16 protein-coding genes and 1 pseudogene are annotated in these 16,912 nt (G+C 69.1%); 10 read left to right on the forward strand and 7 right to left on the reverse strand.

Annotated features, from left to right (window positions below):
- Positions 1-1,104: an alkene reductase gene (locus HZ992_RS24015; protein ID WP_209384351.1), complete on the forward strand. Its 1,104-nt coding sequence runs from the start codon at positions 1-3 to the stop codon at positions 1,102-1,104.
- Positions 1,105-1,117: 13 nt separating this feature from the next.
- Here HZ992_RS24015 and lysM read toward each other — a convergent pair whose 3' ends face one another.
- The 3 genes from lysM to HZ992_RS24030 form a co-directional block, all read right to left on the reverse strand.
- Entirely contained in the window at positions 1,118-1,630 is a 513-nt protein-coding gene (gene lysM, locus HZ992_RS24020; protein ID WP_209384352.1) for a peptidoglycan-binding protein LysM, read from the reverse strand.
- A gap of 118 nt (positions 1,631-1,748) precedes the next feature.
- Positions 1,749-2,330 carry an MOSC domain-containing protein gene (locus HZ992_RS24025; protein WP_209384353.1) on the reverse strand — a complete coding sequence of 194 codons (582 nt, stop codon included), beginning with the start codon at positions 2,328-2,330 and terminating at the stop codon, positions 1,749-1,751.
- A gap of 12 nt (positions 2,331-2,342) precedes the next feature.
- Positions 2,343-3,164 carry a substrate-binding domain-containing protein gene (locus HZ992_RS24030; protein ID WP_209384354.1) on the reverse strand — a complete coding sequence of 274 codons (822 nt, stop codon included), beginning with the start codon at positions 3,162-3,164 and terminating at the stop codon, positions 2,343-2,345.
- Between the two features lie 306 nt (positions 3,165-3,470).
- On the opposite strand from HZ992_RS24030, the gene HZ992_RS24035 reads away from it, so the two are divergent.
- Entirely contained in the window at positions 3,471-5,336 is a 1,866-nt protein-coding gene (locus HZ992_RS24035; protein WP_209384355.1) for a phosphoenolpyruvate carboxykinase (GTP), read from the forward strand.
- 65 nt (positions 5,337-5,401) lie between these two features.
- Here the strand turns inward: HZ992_RS24035 and HZ992_RS24040 are convergent, their stop codons facing one another.
- Positions 5,402-5,665 carry a hypothetical protein gene (locus HZ992_RS24040; RefSeq protein ID WP_209384356.1) on the reverse strand — a complete coding sequence of 88 codons (264 nt, stop codon included), beginning with the start codon at positions 5,663-5,665 and terminating at the stop codon, positions 5,402-5,404.
- 23 nt (positions 5,666-5,688) lie between these two features.
- A complete protein-coding gene (locus HZ992_RS24045; RefSeq protein WP_209384357.1) occupies positions 5,689-5,967 on the reverse strand; it encodes a hypothetical protein in 279 nt (92 codons plus the stop codon).
- Positions 5,968-6,082: 115 nt separating this feature from the next.
- Here HZ992_RS24045 and HZ992_RS24050 point away from each other — a divergent pair, with 115 nt between their 5' ends.
- The 5 genes from HZ992_RS24050 (at position 6,083) to hutI (ending at position 12,001) form a co-directional block, all read left to right on the forward strand.
- On the forward strand, positions 6,083-7,021 hold the full coding sequence (locus HZ992_RS24050; RefSeq protein WP_209384358.1) for a LysR family transcriptional regulator: 939 nt from the start codon (positions 6,083-6,085) through the stop codon (positions 7,019-7,021).
- Between the two features lie 78 nt (positions 7,022-7,099).
- Positions 7,100-8,833, forward strand: a complete 1,734-nt coding sequence (gene hutU / locus HZ992_RS24055) for a urocanate hydratase (RefSeq protein WP_209384359.1) — start codon at positions 7,100-7,102, stop codon at positions 8,831-8,833.
- Complete coding sequence (locus tag HZ992_RS24060; protein WP_209384360.1) at positions 8,830-9,426, forward strand: HutD/Ves family protein; 597 nt, start codon at positions 8,830-8,832, stop codon at positions 9,424-9,426. The genes hutU and HZ992_RS24060 overlap by 4 nt, the downstream gene beginning before the upstream one ends.
- The gene (locus tag HZ992_RS24065; protein ID WP_209384361.1) at positions 9,423-10,781 is read left to right on the forward strand and encodes a formimidoylglutamate deiminase; all 1,359 of its coding nucleotides are present in this window, start codon (positions 9,423-9,425) and stop codon (positions 10,779-10,781) included. Before HZ992_RS24060 ends, HZ992_RS24065 begins: the two co-directional genes overlap by 4 nt.
- Entirely contained in the window at positions 10,778-12,001 is a 1,224-nt protein-coding gene (gene hutI, locus HZ992_RS24070) for an imidazolonepropionase (protein ID WP_209384362.1), read from the forward strand. Before HZ992_RS24065 ends, hutI begins: the two co-directional genes overlap by 4 nt.
- On the opposite strand, the gene hutG is transcribed toward hutI, so the two are convergent.
- Positions 11,957-12,751 (reverse strand): N-formylglutamate deformylase, encoded by a 795-nt coding sequence (hutG, locus tag HZ992_RS24075; protein WP_209384363.1) that lies wholly within the window; start codon positions 12,749-12,751, stop codon positions 11,957-11,959. The genes hutI and hutG overlap by 45 nt on opposite strands.
- 107 nt (positions 12,752-12,858) lie before the next feature.
- Here hutG and HZ992_RS24080 point away from each other — a divergent pair, with 107 nt between their 5' ends.
- The 3 genes and pseudogenes from HZ992_RS24080 (at position 12,859) to HZ992_RS24090 (ending at position 15,384) form a co-directional block, all read left to right on the forward strand.
- Positions 12,859-13,818 (forward strand): ABC transporter substrate-binding protein, encoded by a 960-nt coding sequence (locus HZ992_RS24080; protein WP_209384364.1) that lies wholly within the window; start codon positions 12,859-12,861, stop codon positions 13,816-13,818.
- A gap of 1 nt (position 13,819) precedes the next feature.
- A pseudogene (locus tag HZ992_RS24085) lies at positions 13,820-14,599 on the forward strand (ABC transporter permease); the annotation flags it as partial.
- Positions 14,596-15,384, forward strand: coding sequence for an ABC transporter ATP-binding protein (locus HZ992_RS24090; RefSeq protein ID WP_209384366.1), 789 nt, complete (start codon positions 14,596-14,598; stop codon positions 15,382-15,384). The pseudogene HZ992_RS24085 and the gene HZ992_RS24090, both read left to right, overlap by 4 nt.
- Here the strand turns inward: HZ992_RS24090 and hutH are convergent, their stop codons facing one another.
- Positions 15,385-16,881 carry a histidine ammonia-lyase gene (gene hutH, locus HZ992_RS24095; protein ID WP_209384367.1) on the reverse strand — a complete coding sequence of 499 codons (1,497 nt, stop codon included), beginning with the start codon at positions 16,879-16,881 and terminating at the stop codon, positions 15,385-15,387.
- Between the last annotated feature and the right edge of the window lie 31 nt (positions 16,882-16,912).

The raw sequence follows: 16,912 nt of genomic DNA on the forward strand, positions 1-16,912 counted from the left end.
ATGCACACCCTCTTCTCCCCGTTCCAGGCCGGCGACCTCTCGCTGGCCAACCGCATCGTCATGGCCCCGTTGACGCGCAACCGCGCGCTGCCCGGCCGCATCCCCGGCGACCTGCAGGTCGAGTACTACCGCCAACGTGCCAGCGCCGGGCTGATCGTCACCGAGGCCTCGCAGATCTCGCCCGAGGGCCAGGGTTACCTCGACACGCCGGGCATCTACAGCCCCGAGCAGGTGGCCGGCTGGCGCCGCGTGACCGACGCGGTGCACGCCGCCGGCGGGCGCATCGTCATCCAGCTGTGGCACGTGGGCCGCATCTCGCACGTCTCGCTGCTGCCCGAGGGCACCGTGCCGGTGTCGTCGAGTGCGAAGGCAGCCAAGACCAAGACCTTCACGCTCAAGGGCTTCGAAGACGTGTCGGCGCCGCGCGCGCTGCGCACCGACGAACTGCCGCGCATCGTCGCCGACTACCGGCATGCCGCGCGCTGCGCCATGCAGGCCGGTTTCGATGGCGTCGAGGTGCACGGCGCCAACGGCTACCTGCTCGAGCAGTTCCTGCGCGACAGCATCAACGACCGCAGCGACACTTACGGCGGCTCGATCGAGAACCGCGCGCGCCTGCTGCTCGAGGTGATGCAGGCGGTGGTCGGCGAGGTCGGTGCCGGCCGCACGGGATTGCGCCTGTCGCCGGTGACGCCGGCCAACGATGCCGCGCAGGACAGCGACGCCGCGGCGCTGTACGGCCACGTGGTCGACCGGCTCGCGCCGATGAAGCTCGCCTTCCTGCACCTGATCGAGGGGGCCACCGGCGGCCCGCGCGATGCGGTGCCCTTCGACTTCGAGGCGCTGCGCCAGCGCTTCAAGCGGGTCCACCCGGCCGGCGCCTGGATGGTCAACAACGGCTACGACCGCGCGATGGCGCTGGACGTGGTGGCGCGCGGCGCCGCGGATCTCGTCGCCTTCGGCAAGGCCTTCATCGCCAACCCGGACCTGGTGCGCCGGCTGCGCGAGGATGCGCCGCTGAACCTGCCGCGGCGCGAAACCTTCTACGGCGGCGGCGCGGCCGGCTACACCGACTACCCGGCGCTGGAAACCAGCGCCGCGTAGTTCAACCCCCGGCTCAGGCCGGCGGGATGCGCAGCAGCTGACCCGGATAGATCTTGTCCGGGTGCGTGAGCATCGGCTTGTTCGCCTCGAAGATCTTCGGGTACGCGTTGGCGTTGCCGTAGAACTTCTTGGCGATCGCCGACAGCGTGTCGCCGCGCACCACGGTGTGGTACTGCGATTCGTCGGCAGGCTGCGCGACGGTCATCATGTCGTTGACCTGCGCCACGCCGGCGACGTTGCCGCAGCACAGCAGGATCTTCTCCTTCGTCGCCTGGTCGGGTGCCATGCCGGCCACGGTGACGGTGCTGCTGGCGCCGTCGAACTCGACGCTCAGGCCGTCGGCCGACAGCTTCTGTGTGCCGATGTAGTTCTCGATGGCGCTGGCGGCGGCGCGGTTGGCCTGCGCCGAACGTTCCTGCAGCTCGGCCTGGCTGGGTGCCTGCGCGGCCGCGGCTGCGGCAGCCTCGGCGTCCTTGTGCCCGAACAGCTTCTCGCCGGCTTCCTTGAAGAAACTCACGATGCCCATGTCTTCGCTCCTTGGTGTCGGGCCGCGGCTGCGGCGCCTGAGGCCCATTCTGCGCGCGGCCGCATGACGGCTCGGCGGCGGCGGTGCGGCGTGCGGACCGGCCTCACGCCGCGCGCGCTCAGCGTCGCTGCGCGGCCACGCGGGCGCGGAACAGTTCCGTGATGCCGACGTCGCGCGGGCCGGGGATCACTTCGAAGCTTTCGCCCGCGCGCAGCGTGCCGGCCACGCGCACCTGGAGGTAGAAACCGCACCAGGCGTTGGCCGACATCAGCTTCGAGGCCTGGTCGAAGCCCATCGCGGCATTGAACTTGAAACAGGGAAAGCGCGGCTCGCTGACCGCCAGCTCGCAATCGGCGAAACGCAGCACGTCGCCGACCCAGGCGTCCTTCTCGAGCAGCCCGGTGATCGTGAGGTTCTCGCCCAGCGCGCCGGGCGGCAGCGCTTCGTCCCACAGCGCGGCGCGCGCCTGGGCGCGGACCGTCTGCCAGAACGGGTAATGCTCGGCCGGATAGGCGTACACCGCCTTCGACAGGCCGCCATGCACCGACAGGTCGGCCTGCTCGTCGCCCTCGAGGCCGAGGGCGCGCACCGGGCGCGGGCCCTCCACAGGGCGCTTGCCGATGGCCGTCATGACCTTGCGGCCCTTGATCTCCACCGGCTGGGCCAGCGCGACGTTCAGGCTGGTGATGCGGCGCGGCATGGCCAGTGCCTCTCAGGTCGGGGCGCGATAGCCGCGGTGCGCCGCCACCACCGCGCGGCCCTTGGGCCCGGTGATCCAGGCGGTGAAGAGCTTGCCGGCCGGGTGGTTGACGCGGAACGAGCGCATCACGTGCACCGGCATGGCCATGCGCGCGTCGCCCTCCACCAGCACGGCCAGGGGCGCACCGGCCTGCGCGAGCCAGGCGCCGCGTTCGATCAGCGCGTAGGCACCCTGACGGCGGGCCTGCTGGGCCAGTGTGCCGTCGGCGGAGGCCTTCAGGTACCAAGGCGCCGCGGGGGCGAGTTTCGCCGCGCGCCACAGCGCCTGCTCGGCTGCGTGCGAGCCCGAGCCGTCGCCCGCGGTCAGGAACGTGACGCTGCCCGGGGCCGCCAGCGCGGCCTCGCGCAGCTGCTGCAGGGCCTGCGCCACGTCGGTCAGCTTCGCGATGCCGGCAGGGTCGGGCACCTTCTTCTTCGGCGCCGGGCCGACGAGCACCAGCGCGGTGTCGGCGATGCGCTGGCGGTCGTGCACCAGACCTTGCTTGTCGAGCTTGAGCTCCGCCTCGGGGGCGTTGGCGAGCACGGCGTCGATCTCGCCGCGCTCCAGCGTGTCCAGCAGGGGCAGGGCCAGGCCACCGACGAGCTGCACCGCCACGCCGGTGTCGCGACCGAAGCCGCGCTGCAGCGCGGCGGCCAGGCCGGACTCCATGAGCGCCTGGTCGGCACCCAGGCGCATGGGGTCCTTCAGGGATCGGGTCTGCTGCGCCAGCACGAGCGCCGGCCAGGCCAGCGAGGTGGCGGCGGCGCCCAGCAGGAGGCGGCGGATGCGTGTCATGGCCGGATCATAGGGTTGCGGTCCACGCCCGTGGAACGGCGCATGCGGACTCTTGCATGAAACTATTCCGCAAATGCATGACCCCCCGGGCTCCGGTGGTTACCGCGGAATTACACTGGGTCGACAATCGATCCCGCAGTGCTTTGCACGTGGCGTGGGCGCCGAGATCCGGTACCGCCACGAAACTCGCCTTCACCCGACCGGGCACCAGGCGCAGCGGCATTGGGCAAGCCCTCCGGAGCTGCCGCCGGCCCCAGCCGGCTTGCCCAATCCTGCCTTTTTTTGACTTTGAAGATCGGACCCGACATGAACCGTCCCGTGCTGGAAGGGGTGCGCCTGAATGCGCCCGCCTATGTTCGCCATGCCCGCCTGCTGTCCTGGGTGGCCGAGATGGCGGCGCTGACCGAGGCCCGCGAGGTGTATTGGTGCGATGGGTCGCAGGAGGAGTACGACCGCCTGTGCGCCCAGCTCGTCGCTGCCGGAACGATGAAGCGGCTGAACCCCGAATTGCGCCCGAACAGCTACCTCGCCTGCAGCGACCCGAGCGACGTGGCTCGCGTCGAAGACCGCACCTACATCTGCAGTCAGCGCAAGGAAGACGCCGGTCCGACCAACAACTGGATGGCGCCCGCCGAGATGCGCGAGCTGCTGCAGACCGGACAGAAGGCGTTGTTCCGCGGTGCGATGCGCGGCCGCACCCTGTACGTGGTGCCGTTCAGCATGGGCCCGATCGGCTCGCCGATCGCGCACATCGGCGTCGAGCTGTCCGACAGCCCCTACGTGGCGGTCAACATGAAGATCATGACGCGCATGGGCCGCGCCGTGCTCGACGTGCTGGGCAGCGACGGCTTCTTCGTGCCCTGCATCCACACCGTCGGTGCCCCGCTCGAAGCCGGCCAGAAAGACGCGGCGTGGCCGTGCAACAAGACCAAGTACATCGTCCACTACCCCGAGACGCAGGAAATCTGGAGCTATGGCTCGGGCTACGGCGGCAACGCGCTGCTGGGCAAGAAGTGCTTTGCGCTGCGCATCGCCTCGACCATGGGTCGCGACCAGGGCTGGCTGGCCGAGCACATGCTGATCCTGGGCGTCACCTCGCCCAAGGGCAAGAAGTACCACGTCGCGGCGGCGTTCCCGAGCGCGTGCGGCAAGACGAACTTTGCGATGCTGATCCCGCCGGCCGGCCTGAAGGGTTGGAAGGTCACCACCATCGGCGACGACATCGCCTGGATCAAGCCGCATGCCGATGGCCGCCTGTACGCGATCAACCCGGAAGCGGGCTATTTCGGTGTCGCACCGGGAACCAACCACAAGACCAACGAGAACTGCATGGCCAGCCTGGCCCGCGACGTGATCTTCACGAACGTTGCGCTGACCGACGACGGTGATGTCTGGTGGGAGGGAATGACCGACACACCGCCGGCCCACCTGACCGACTGGCAGGGAAAGGACTGGACACCCGGGATCGCCAAGGAGACGGGCGCCAAGGCCGCCCACCCGAACGCCCGCTTCACCGTGTCGGCGATCAACAACCCTGCACTCGACGCCGAGTGGGACAACCCGAACGGCGTGGCCATCGACGCATTCATCTTCGGCGGCCGCCGCTCGACCACCGTGCCGCTGGTCACCGAGGCGCGCGACTGGACCGAAGGCGTCTACATGGCCGCGACCATGGGCTCCGAGACCACCGCCGCCGCCGCCGGCGCACAGGGCGTGGTTCGCCGCGATCCGTTCGCCATGCTGCCCTTCACCGGCTACAACATGAGCGACTATTTCCAGCATTGGCTGGACCTCGGCGCCAAGTTGCAGGCTTCGGGCTCGACGCTGCCGAAGATCTACTGCGTCAACTGGTTCCGCAAGGGCGCCGACGGCAAGTTCGTCTGGCCGGGCTACGGCGAGAACATGCGCGTGCTCGAGTGGATGGTCGAGCGTCTCGAAGGCACGGGTGGCGGCGAGGAGCACGTGTTCGGCGTCACGCCGAACTACGAGCACCTCAACTGGACGGGTCTGGACTTCAGCCGTGCGCAGTTCGATCAGGTCACGCGCATCGATGCGGCCGAGTGGAAGGCCGAGATGGTGCTGCACTCGGAGCTGTTCAATCAGCTCTCGTACCACCTGCCCGCGGCGCTGCAAGCCACCAAGTCGAAGATCGAGGCGCGACTGGCGGCTTGATCCTGCCGATCTGCCAGAGAAAAAGGCCGGCGGATGCCGGCCTTTGTCGTTGGGGAGGCGGGTGCTCAGTCCGCTGAAAAGGCGCTGCGCTCGGACATGCCGGCCGCTGCACGCAAGTCGGCGGCGTAGCTCGGCTGCGTCGCCTCATAGGATTCGGCCATGCGCAGCAATTGCGCGGAGGCCTCCGGCACGCCCGGGGAGGGCATGCGCATGGCGTGACCGAAGGACTGCAGGAGCAGTATTCCACGCGCCAGGGCGTCGGCGAGCCGTGGGGCCAGCCGGTCGGCAAGGTGCGCGGCCTGCCCGTGGGGCAGGAGGTACGAGTTCATGAGAGTTTCCTTGACGAGGCGGCTCAGGCCTTCTCGTTCTTCAGTTCGTGCCGGTCGGCGGCCGCCAACAGGTCGGAGGCGAATCCAGGGTCGGTGCGCTGGTACGCGGTGGCGAAGTTGCGCAACTCGTTGGCCTCTTCGACAAGGCTCAGGCGATGGTGGTTGCGCACCGGGCGGCGCAGCGAAGCCAGCAGGGCCTCGGTGACGCGGGCGGTGGCGAGAGCGAGATTGCCCAAGGCCTTGCCAACGCCGATCGGGCGGGCAGACTTGAACGATTGCGAGGGCAGGATGTGGCTGCTCATGGCGATTTCTCCTTGACATCGGGTTGATGTTGCAATGCAGTATAGGGTAAACACTCATACTGTACAGTGAATGATATGAATACTCGTCATTCACTGTGGTGATGGGAGAATGACCGTGAACTTCCGCACGCTCGACCTCAATCTGCTGCGGGTTTTCGATGTCGTGATGGCCGAAGGCAGCATCACACGGGCGGCGCAGCGCTTGTCCATGACGCAGCCGGCCGTCAGCAATGCGTTGAAGAGACTACGCGATTCGCTGGGTGAGGACTTGCTAACAAGGGCGCCTCGGGGTGTTCAACCCACCGCCTTCGGCGAAGCGCTTTGGCCGCAGGTCCGTTCGTCGCTCGGCCAACTGCGCGAAGCGCTGGAACCCGGCGACTTCGATCCGACGGTCGAGACGCGGGTGTTTCGGCTCACCATGGCCGACGCCGCGGCTGCGCTGATGATGCCGGCGTTGATGGCTCGTTTCGAGGTGCTGGGCGCGCACTGCCACGTCGAGGTGAGGCCGCTGCTCGACCGGGATCCGCGCAATCTGCTCGGCCACGGCGACATCGATTTCGCCGTCGGCCATTTCCCGGAGGCCGTCGCAGCGCTGGTCGCCCAAGGCCGCGTTGCGCCGCTGCGCCACCGCCGGCTGGCCGAAAGCCGCTACGTCTGCGCCATGCGCCGCGACCACCCCCTGGCCGGCGAGCCGCTTACGCTGGACGCTTTCTGCGCGGCCAGCCACGTGCTGGTCAGCTTCAGCGGCCGGCCGCACGGCTTTGTCGACCATGCGCTGGCCAGCCTGAAGCGCACTCGCCAGATCGCGCTCACCGTCAACCAGTTCTTCACGGCCGCTCACGTGGTGGCTGCCAGCGATCACCTGACGGTGCTGCCTGCGCGCTTCCTTCGTCTCACGGGGCTGCAGGACCGGCTGGTCGAGCGCGAGCTGCCGGTGGCGCCGGGCGCCGTCTACCTGGACGCGCTCTGGCATGTGCGCCACGACCGATCGGCCGCCCATCAGTGGCTGCTGGCGCGCTTCGACGAGATCGCGCAGGCTTCGGTCCCGGCTTGACGTGCGGCGCGAGTTCGCGCATTCTTCGCCAAGTGGTCTAGGCCACTTTGCCCAACCCGCTCTTCGAAAGCCGCTGCCATGAACTCACCCGCCGACCAGAACCGCGTCGCCCATGCCGCCGCCCAAGCTGCCCGCAGCGCCCCGGGGCGCATCGTCCGTGCCCCGCGCGGCACCACACTGACCTGCAAGTCCTGGCTGGCCGAGGCGGCGTTCCGCATGCTGCAGAACAACCTCGACCCCGACGTGGCCGAACGCCCGGAAGAGCTCGTGGTCTACGGCGGCATCGGCCGTGCCGCACGCGACTGGGCCTCGTTCGACCGCATCCTCGAGTGCCTGAAGGAGCTGGGCGACGACGAATCGCTGCTCATCCAGTCGGGCAAGCCGGTGGGCGTGTTCAAGACCCATGCGGATGCGCCGAGGGTGCTGCTGGCGAACTCCAACCTCGTGCCGAAATGGGCGACCTGGGAGCATTTCCATGAGCTCGACCGCCAGGGCCTGTTCATGTACGGCCAGATGACGGCTGGCTCCTGGATCTACATCGGCACCCAGGGCATCGTGCAGGGTACCTACGAGACCTTCGCCGAGGCCGGCCGCCAGCACTTCGGCGGAAGCATGGCGGGCCGCTGGATCCTCACAGCGGGCCTGGGCGGCATGGGCGGCGCGCAGCCGCTGGCCGCCAGCTTCGCCGGCGCGGTGTCGCTGAACATCGAGTGCCAGCAGGCCAGCATCGACTTCCGCCTGCGCACACGCTATCTCGACAGGCAGGCGAAGGACCTCGACGACGCGCTGCGCCTGGTCAAGGAGCACACCGCGAAGGGCGAGGCGATCTCCATCGGCCTGCTGGGCAATGCCGCGGAAATCCTGCCCGAGCTGGTCAAGCGCGCCAAGGCCGGCGGCCTGAAACCCGACCTCGTCACCGACCAGACCTCGGCGCACGACCTCATCAACGGCTACCTGCCCGAAGGCTGGACGGTGGCGCAGTGGCGCGCCGCGCAGGCCGACCCGGCGCAGCACGAGCGGCTGAAGACCGAGGCGGCGCGCTCCTGCGCCGTGCATGTGCGCGCGATGCTCGACTTCCACGCCATGGGTGTGCCCACCGTCGACTATGGCAACAACATCCGCCAGGTGGCGTTCGACCAGGGCGTGAAGAACGCGTTCGACTTCCCCGGCTTCGTGCCCGCCTACATCCGGCCGCTGTTCTGCGAGGGCAAGGGGCCGTTCCGCTGGGTGGCGCTGTCGGGCGACCCGGAGGACATCCGCAAGACCGACGCCAAGATCAAGCAGCTGTTCCCGCACAACACCCACGTGCACCGATGGCTGGACATGGCGGGCGAGCGCATCGCCTTCCAGGGCCTGCCGGCGCGCATCTGCTGGCTGGGCCTGGGCGAACGCCATGTCGCCGGGCTGGCCTTCAACGAGATGGTGAAGAGCGGCGAGCTGAAGGCACCGATCGTCATCGGCCGCGACCACCTCGACACCGGCTCGGTGGCCAGCCCGAACCGCGAAACCGAGGGCATGAAGGACGGCACCGACGCCGTGTCAGACTGGCCGCTACTCAACGCACTGCTCAACGCCTCGGGCGGCGCCACCTGGGTGTCGTTGCACCACGGCGGCGGCGTCGGCATGGGTTATTCGCAGCACTCGGGCATGGTAATCGTCGCCGACGGCACCGAGGCGGCGGCGAAACGCCTCGCGCGCGTGCTCGTCAACGACTGCGGCAGCGGCGTCATGCGCCACGCCGACGCAGGCTACGAACTGGCCATCCGCACGGCGCGCGAGCAGGGTCTGAACCTGCCGATGCTGCGCGCATGACCGCCGGCCCGGCGGGAGTCCAACGCATCGACGTCAATGCACTGCCGACGCAGCGCTGGAAGAACGGCGCCGGCACGACGCGCGAAGTGGCGCGCGGCCCGGCAGACGCGAGCTTCGACGACTTCGAATGGCGCATCAGCCTGGCCGAGATCGAGCGCGATGCGCCGTTCTCGGCCTTCCCCGGCATCGAGCGCTGCATCGTGTTGCTGCAAGGCACAGGGATGGAACTGCTCGGCGAGACCGGCAACGCCGTACAGGTCCTGAATCGCATGGTGCCGTGGACCTTCGACGGCGAACGGGCGCTGTCGGCGCACCTGACCGGCGGCGCCTGCAGCGACTTCAACGTGATGACGCGGCGTGGCCGCTGGCGCGCCGACGTGCGCGTGCTGCACGGTGCGGCCGCGGTGGCCTCGGGCCACGTCACGCTGCTGCTCGCGGTCGAGGGCGCCTGGCAGGTCGGCCAGGAAAGGATCGAGCCGATGCAGGCGCTGCTGTGGCATGGCCTGGAGGAGCCGATCACGGTCGGCCCGCGCACGCCGGGCGCCGCGCCGAAGTTGATCCACGTGCGCCTGTGCCACGATCCGTTCCGATGAACGCTCTGTTCGCCGCCCACGCCTTGCTGCCCACGGGCTGGGCGAGCGACGTGCTGCTGCGCTGGGACGACGACGGCACGCTGCAGCGCGTCCAGACGGGCGCGACGCCGGACGCCGGTACGCCACGCGCAAGCGGCGTGATGCTGCCGGGCCTGCCCAACCTGCATTCGCACGCGTTCCAGCGCGCCTTCGCCGGCCTGACCGAATACCGCGGGCACGCGCAGGACAGCTTCTGGACCTGGCGCGACCTCATGTACCGTTTCGCCGCGCAGATCTCGCCCGACGCGATGGAAGACATCGCCACGCACCTGTACATCGAGATGCTCTGCGCCGGGTACACGGCGGTGTGCGAGTTCCACTACGTGCACCACGATCCGTCAGGTCAGCCCTACGCCAACCCGGCCGAGATGTCGCTGCGCCTGGTGGCCGCGGCGCGCCGCGCGGGCATCGGCCTGACGATGCTGCCAGTGCTCTACCAGCACAGCGGCTTCGGAGCGAAGCCGCCGCGCGACGATCAGCGGCGCTTCATCGGCTCGGTCGACGGCCTGCTGCGCATCGTCGAAGCCCTGCGCGGGCAAGGGGTGCGCTGCGGCGCCGCGCCGCATTCCTTGCGCGCGGTCGCCGCCCCGGCGCTGCACGAACTGCTGGGTGGTCTCGACCGCATCGATGCCACGGCCCCGGTGCATGTGCACGTGGCCGAACAGATCCAGGAAGTCGAGGACTGCCTGGCCTGGAGCGGCCAGCGCCCGGTGCAGTGGCTGCTCGATCACGCGCCGGTGAATTCGCGCTGGTGCCTCGTGCATGCCACGCACCTTGACGACCGCGAGCGCGTGGGCACGCGCAAGCGCGGTGCCGTCGTCGGACTGTGCCCGAGCACCGAGGCGAACCTCGGCGACGGTGTGTTCGATGCCACGGCCTGGCGGGGTGCGTGGGGCATTGGCTCGGACAGCCATGCGAGCGTCGACGCGGCAGAGGAACTCCGGCTGCTCGAGTACACCCAGAGGCTGGCGAAGCGCCAGCGCAACGTGCTGGGCGACGCCACGCGCCCCGACGTGGCCGAAGCGATGTGGCAGACCGCCGTGGCTGGCGGCGCGCAGGCGGCCGGGCGGGCCATCGCGGGACTCGCCGCCGGCCAGCAAGCCGATTTCGTTGTCCTCGGCGACCGGCTGCTCGACGGGCTGAAGCCGGCGCAGCAACTGTCCAGCCATGTCTTCGCCAGCCAGCGAAGAAACACCGTGCAAGAGGTCTGGGTCGGCGGCCGCTGCCGCGTGCAGAATGGCCAGCACCCTGGCGCGGCCACGGCCGCCGAACGTTTCGTCGCCGCCCGTCGCAGCCTGCTCACGGAGCTGGGATGAATCCGCCGATCGACCTTCTGCTGCGCAATGTGCGCATCGTCACCTGCACCGACGACGTCTGCGCCATCACGCCGCCGGCGTTCGTGGCCATCTTCGGTGGCCTGATCGCCGGCCTCGGCCCGATGACCCAGCTCGACCCGGACGCCGCGGTGGTGAAGGAACTGGATGGCGAAGGGGCCCTGCTCACGCCCGGCTTCATCGACTGCCACACGCACCTGGTGCACGCCGGGCACAGAGCGCGCGAGTTCGAGATGCGTCTGCACGGCGCCAGCTACGAAGAGATCGCACGCGCCGGCGGCGGCATCGTCTCGACGGTGCGGCAGACGCGCGAGGCGGTGCCCTCCGACCTGATGGCGCAGTCGGCACGCCGCCTGGCCGAGCTGATGGCGCACGGCGTCACCACGGTGGAGATCAAGTCGGGTTACGGCCTGTCGCTCAAAGACGAGCTGAAGTGCCTGAAGGTGGCACGCGACCTCGGCCAGCGATTGCCGGTCAACGTGCGCACCACGCTGCTCGCCGCGCATGCGGTGCCGCCTGAGTTCGCCGGCCGCGCCGACGAGTACATCAGCCACGTCACGCAGCACATCGTGCCGGAGGCGGCGCGCCTGCACCTGGCCGACGCGGTGGACGCCTTCTGCGAGACCATCGCCTTCGACCTGCTGCAGACGCGGCGCGTGTTCCAGGCGGCTCGCCAGCACGGTCTGCCCGTCAAGCTGCATGCCGATCAACTCTCCAACATGGGCGGCGCGGCGCTGGCTGCCGAGTTCGGCGCGCTGTCGGCGGATCATCTGGAGCATGTCGACGAAGCCGGCGTGATGGCGATGGCGAACGCCGGCACGGTGGCGGTGATGCTGCCTGGCGCCTACTATTTCCTGCGCGACACGCACGTGCCGCCGATTGAGCTGTTCCGCCGCCACGGCGTGCCGATGGCCGTGGCCACCGACTGCAACCCCGGCAGCAGCCCGACCACGCACCTGCCGTTGATGATGAACATGGCCTGCACGCTCTTTCGAATGACGCCGGCCGAGGCCTTGCTCGGCGTCACGCGCCATGCCGCCAGCGCGCTGGGCGTGCTCGATTCGCACGGCACCATCGAGCTGGCCAAGGCGGCCGACCTGTGCCTGTGGGACGTCGATCACCCGGCCGAGCTGGCCTACGCGATCGGCGCCAGCCCGCTACGGGCGCGTTTCCACAACGGCCGCCAGCATCCGCTGCAGTAGCGGCTGCACGCGCGCCGCGAGGTCGGTGCGGTAGGCGAAGGGCGCGGTCTCGTCCATGTAGGTGCATTGGCACATCTCGAGCTGCAAGGCATGAACGCCTCGAGACGGGTCGCCATAGTGCCGCGTGATCCAGCCGCCCTTGAAGCGGCCGTTGCTGACGTGGCTGTAGTCGCTCTGCGCCGCCATCTGCGCCTCGACGGCGGCCTGAAGCGCCGGCGCACAGGCGTGGCCATCGGCGGTGCCCAGATTGAGGTCGGGCAGCCGGCCCTCGAAGAAACGCGGCAGCACGCTGCAGATCGAGTGCGCGTCCCACAGCACCACGTGATCGTGCAGGCCACGCAGGCGGTCGAGCTCGCTGCGCAGCGCATCGTGGTACGGCTGCCAGTAGCGTTCGCGGCGTTCGTCGCGCTCGACGGCGTCGGGCGCTTCGCCGGGCAGGTACAGCGGCTCCTTGCGGAAGGTGTCCATCGGCAGCAGGCCGGTCACGTCCTGGCCGGGGTACAAGCTCTCGTCCTGCGGCGGGCGGTTCAGGTCGATCACGTGGCGTGCGTAGTTCGCCGTCAGCAGCGTGGCGCCCATCGCCCGCGCGAAGCCGTACAGATGCGGCAGGTGCCAGTCGACGTCGGCGCGCTGCAGCGCGGCCGGCGTCATGCGGCGCTCCAGCGCGCTCGGGATGTGCACGCCCGCGTGCGGCACCGACACCAGCAGCGGCGCCGTGCCCCGGGTCAGTGCAAAGATGTCCGATTCCATGCGTGACAACCCTTGGCCAAGTGGTCTAGACAAGTAGGTGCCACAGTGTAGACTGCGGGGCACAAGCCTTGCTACCCGTAGAACACCCCCCACACGCAGGAGACGTGATGATCCTCAAGCGCACCCTTTCCGGCCTCGCGGCCCTTGCCGCCATTCTGACCGCTGCGCCCGCCGCGGCCCAGGAAACCCCTGTGGCCATCGGCATCTCCGGCTGGACCGGTTTCGCGCCGCTGACGCTGGCCAAGGAAGCCGGCCTGTTCAAGAAGCTGGGCCTCGATGTCTCGATCAAGAAGATCCCGCAGAAGGACCGCCACCTCGCCATCGCCTCCGGCGACATCCAGTGCGCCGCCACCACGGTCGAGACCTGGGTGGTCTGGAACGCCAACGGCGTGGCCACCACGCAGATCTTCCAGCTCGACAAGAGCTACGGTGCCGACGGCATGGTCGTCAAGCCGGGCATCACGAAGATCGCCGAGCTCAAGGGCAAGACCATGGCCGCCGACGCGCCGGGCACCGCCGGCTACTTCGGGCTGGCCTGGATCCTGAAGAAGAACGGCATGTCGGTGAAGGACGTGAAGGTGGTCAACATGGGCCCGCAGCCCGCCGCCAACGCGATGATCGCCGGCACTGACGGCATCGACGGCGCGATGACCTACGAGCCCTATCTCAGCGCCGTGCGTGCCAAACCCGAGGCCGGCAAGATCATCGCCACCACGCTCGACTACCCGATGGTGATGGACACCTTCGGCTGCACGCCCAAGTTCCTGAAGGAGAACCCGAAGGCCGCCCAGGCGCTGGCCGACGGCTACTTCGCGGCACTCGACATGATCAAGGCCGACCCGAAGAAGAGCTTCGAGATCATGGGCGCCGACGTCAAGCAGAGCGGCGAGGCCTTCGAGAAGAGCCAGGCCTACCTGCGCTGGCAGGACAAGGCGGCGAACCAGAAGTTCTTCGCTGGCGAGCATGGCCAGTTCAGCAAGGAAGCGGCCGACCTGCTGCTGGAGATCGGCATCATCAAGCAGATCCCCGACCTGAAGGCGCTGGCCGACACCAGCTTCATCAAGTAAGCCGATCTTGAAGCCGCTGCGCGAGGTCGAGCCCGGGGTCCGTCTGGCCCTGGGCGTCTCCTTCTTCGTCCTGTTCTTCGCCGTGTGGGCGTTCGCCACGCTGGGCGGGTTCGTCTCCAAGACCTTCCTGGCCGACCCGATCACCATGGTGAAGTCGGGCTGGACGCTGCTCGCCGAGCAGGGCTTCGCCAAGGACATCGGCTACACGGTGTGGCGCGTGCTCGGCGGCTTTGTGCTGGCGGCGATCGTCGCCGTGCCGCTTGGCGTGGCGATGGGGGCGTACAAGCCGATCGAGGCCTTCTTCGAGCCCTTCGTCTCCTTCGCACGCTACCTGCCGGCCTCGGCCTTCATCCCGCTCCTGATCCTGTGGGCCGGCATCGGCGAAGCTCAGAAGCTCTCGGTGATCTTCATCGGCTCGTTCTTCCAGCTCGTGCTGATGATTGCGGTGACGGTGGGCGCGACGCGCCGCGACCTGGTCGAGGCGGCCTACACGCTGGGCGCCGACGACTGGGGCATCGTTCGGCGCGTGCTGATCCCGGCCAGCGCACCGCAGATCGCCGAGACGCTGCGCCTGGTGCTCGGCTGGGCCTGGACCTACGTCATCGTCGCCGAGCTGATCGGCGCTTCGCAGGGCATCGGCCACATGATCACCGACAGCCAGGCGCTGCTGGCCACCGACCAGATCATCTTCGGCATCATCACCATCGGCGTGATCGGGCTCGTCTCCGACCTCGCCTTCAAGCGCGCGAACCGCACGATGTTCCGCTGGGCGGCGCTATGAGCCGACTCTCCGTCAAGGGCGTCGGCCGCACCTTCCCTGGCGTGAACCGCGGCGCGCCGACGCTGGCGTTGCAGCCGACCGACCTGGAAGTCGCCGACAACGACTTCATCACCATCCTCGGGCCCTCGGGCTGCGGCAAGTCGACGCTGCTGCGCATCGTCGCCGGGCTGGACACGCCGACTCAGGGCGAGGTGCGGCTCGACGGCGAGCCGGTGCGCGGCCCCGGCGCCGAGCGCGGCATGGTGTTCCAGAGCTACACGCTGTTCCCCTGGCTGACGGTGCGCGAGAACATCTGCTTCGGCCTGCGTGAAAAGGGCATGGCGCCGGCCCAGCAGGCCGAGATCGCGGCGCGCTTCATCGCCGAGGTCGGCCTGCAGGGCTTCGAGGGCCACTACCCGAAGCAGCTCTCCGGCGGCATGCAGCAGCGCGTGGCGCTGGCGCGCGCGCTGGCCAACGACCCGAAGATACTGCTGCTCGACGAACCCTTCGGCGCGCTCGACAACCAGACCCGCGCGCTGATGCAGGAGCTGCTGCTGTCGATCTGGGAGTTGCACAAGAAGACCGTGCTGTTCGTGACCCACGACGTCGACGAGGCGATCTTCATGGCCAACCGCTGCGTGGTGTTCAGCGCGCGCCCCGGGCGCATCAAGAACGAGCTCGCGATCGACCTGCCCTACCCGCGCCACTACACGGTGAAGACCACGCCGCGCTTCTCGGAGCTGAAGGCTGTGGTCACCGAGGACATCCGGGCAGAGTCGCTCAAGACCGCCCAGATGGAGCGCTGATCAGGGCGTGAGGCCCTCTTCGACCATCGCCGTGGCGGCGGCGATGTCCGGCGCCATCAGCCGGTCTTCGACAAGGCGCGGCACCTTGGCGCGCAGGCGGGCGTGGAAAGCCTCCAGCGCGGGTGACGAGCGCAGCGGCCGGTGGAAATCCAGCGCCTGCGCCGCCGCCAGCCACTCGATGCCGACCACGCCGGCCGTGTTGTCCAGCATCTGGTGCAGGCGGCGCGCGGCATAGGTGGCCATCGACACATGGTCTTCCTGGTTCGCCGAGGTGGGCAGCGAATCGACGCTGGCCGGATGCGCCAGCGATTTGTTCTCCGAGGCGAGCGCGGCCGCCGTCACCTGCGCGATCATGAAGCCCGAGTTGAGCCCGCCATGCTCGACCAGGAAGGCCGGCAGGTTGGAGATGCCCGGATCCATCAGCATCGCCGTGCGGCGCTCGGAAAGCGCGCCGATCTCGGCGATGGCCAGCGCCAGGTTGTCGGCCGCGAAGGCAACCGGCTCGGCGTGGAAGTTGCCGCCGGACAGCGCCTCCATCGTGTCGGCGAAGACCAGCGGGTTGTCCGACACGCCGTTGGCCTCGATCAGCAGGATGCCCCAGGCATGCGCCATCTGGTCGAGGCAGGCGCCCATCACCTGCGGCTGGCAGCGCAGGCAGTACGGGTCCTGCACCTTCTCGCAGTCGATGTGCGAGGCGCGCAGCGCGCTGTCCTTCAACCAGGCACGGTAGCGTGCGGCCACCTCACGCTGGCCGCGTTGGCCGCGCACGGCATGGATGCGGTCGTCGAAGGGCGTGTCCGATCCTTTCGCGGCGTCCACCGTCATGGCGCCGACGGCCAGCGCGGTGTCGAACACCCGCTCCAGCCGCTGCGCCGCGTGGATCGCCAGCGCGGTCGAGGCCTGCGTGCCGTTGAGGAGCGCAAGGCCTTCCTTGGGCCCGAGCTGCAGCGGCTTCAAGCCGGCGTGCGGCAAGGCCTCGAGCGCCGGCACGCGGCGGCCGCCGACGAAGGCCTCGCCGACGCCGATCAGCACGCCAGCCAGATGCGCCAGCGGTGCGAGGTCGCCGGAAGCGCCGACCGAGCCCTTCTCGGGGATGACGGGCAGCACGTCGTGCGCCAGCAATGCGAGCAACGCCTCGATCACCTCCAAACGCACGCCCGACACGCCGTGCGCCAGGCTCGCCGCCTTGAGCAGCAGCATCAGGCGCACCACCGGTGCCGCCAGCGGCTGCCCGATGCCCGCGCTGTGCGACAGCACCAGGTTCTTCTGCAGCTGCGTGAGCTGGTCGTCGGCGATGCGCGTCTGGGCCAGCTTGCCGAAGCCGGTGTTGATGCCGTAGACCGGTTCGTTGCGCGAGACCAGCTCGCGCACCGCATTCACGCTGGCCTCGATGCCGGCGCGGGCCGAGGCCGCGATGGCCAGCTTCAGCGGGCCGGCGGCGGCGCGTTCGAGCAGCGGCTTGTCGAGGGCGCCGGGCGCGAGGGTGAGCGTGGTCATGGTCGGGTTCCGCAAAGTGGCCTAGACAACT

The organism is Rhizobacter sp. AJA081-3, assembly GCF_017795745.1.
Classification (GTDB): domain Bacteria; phylum Pseudomonadota; class Gammaproteobacteria; order Burkholderiales; family Burkholderiaceae_C; genus Piscinibacter.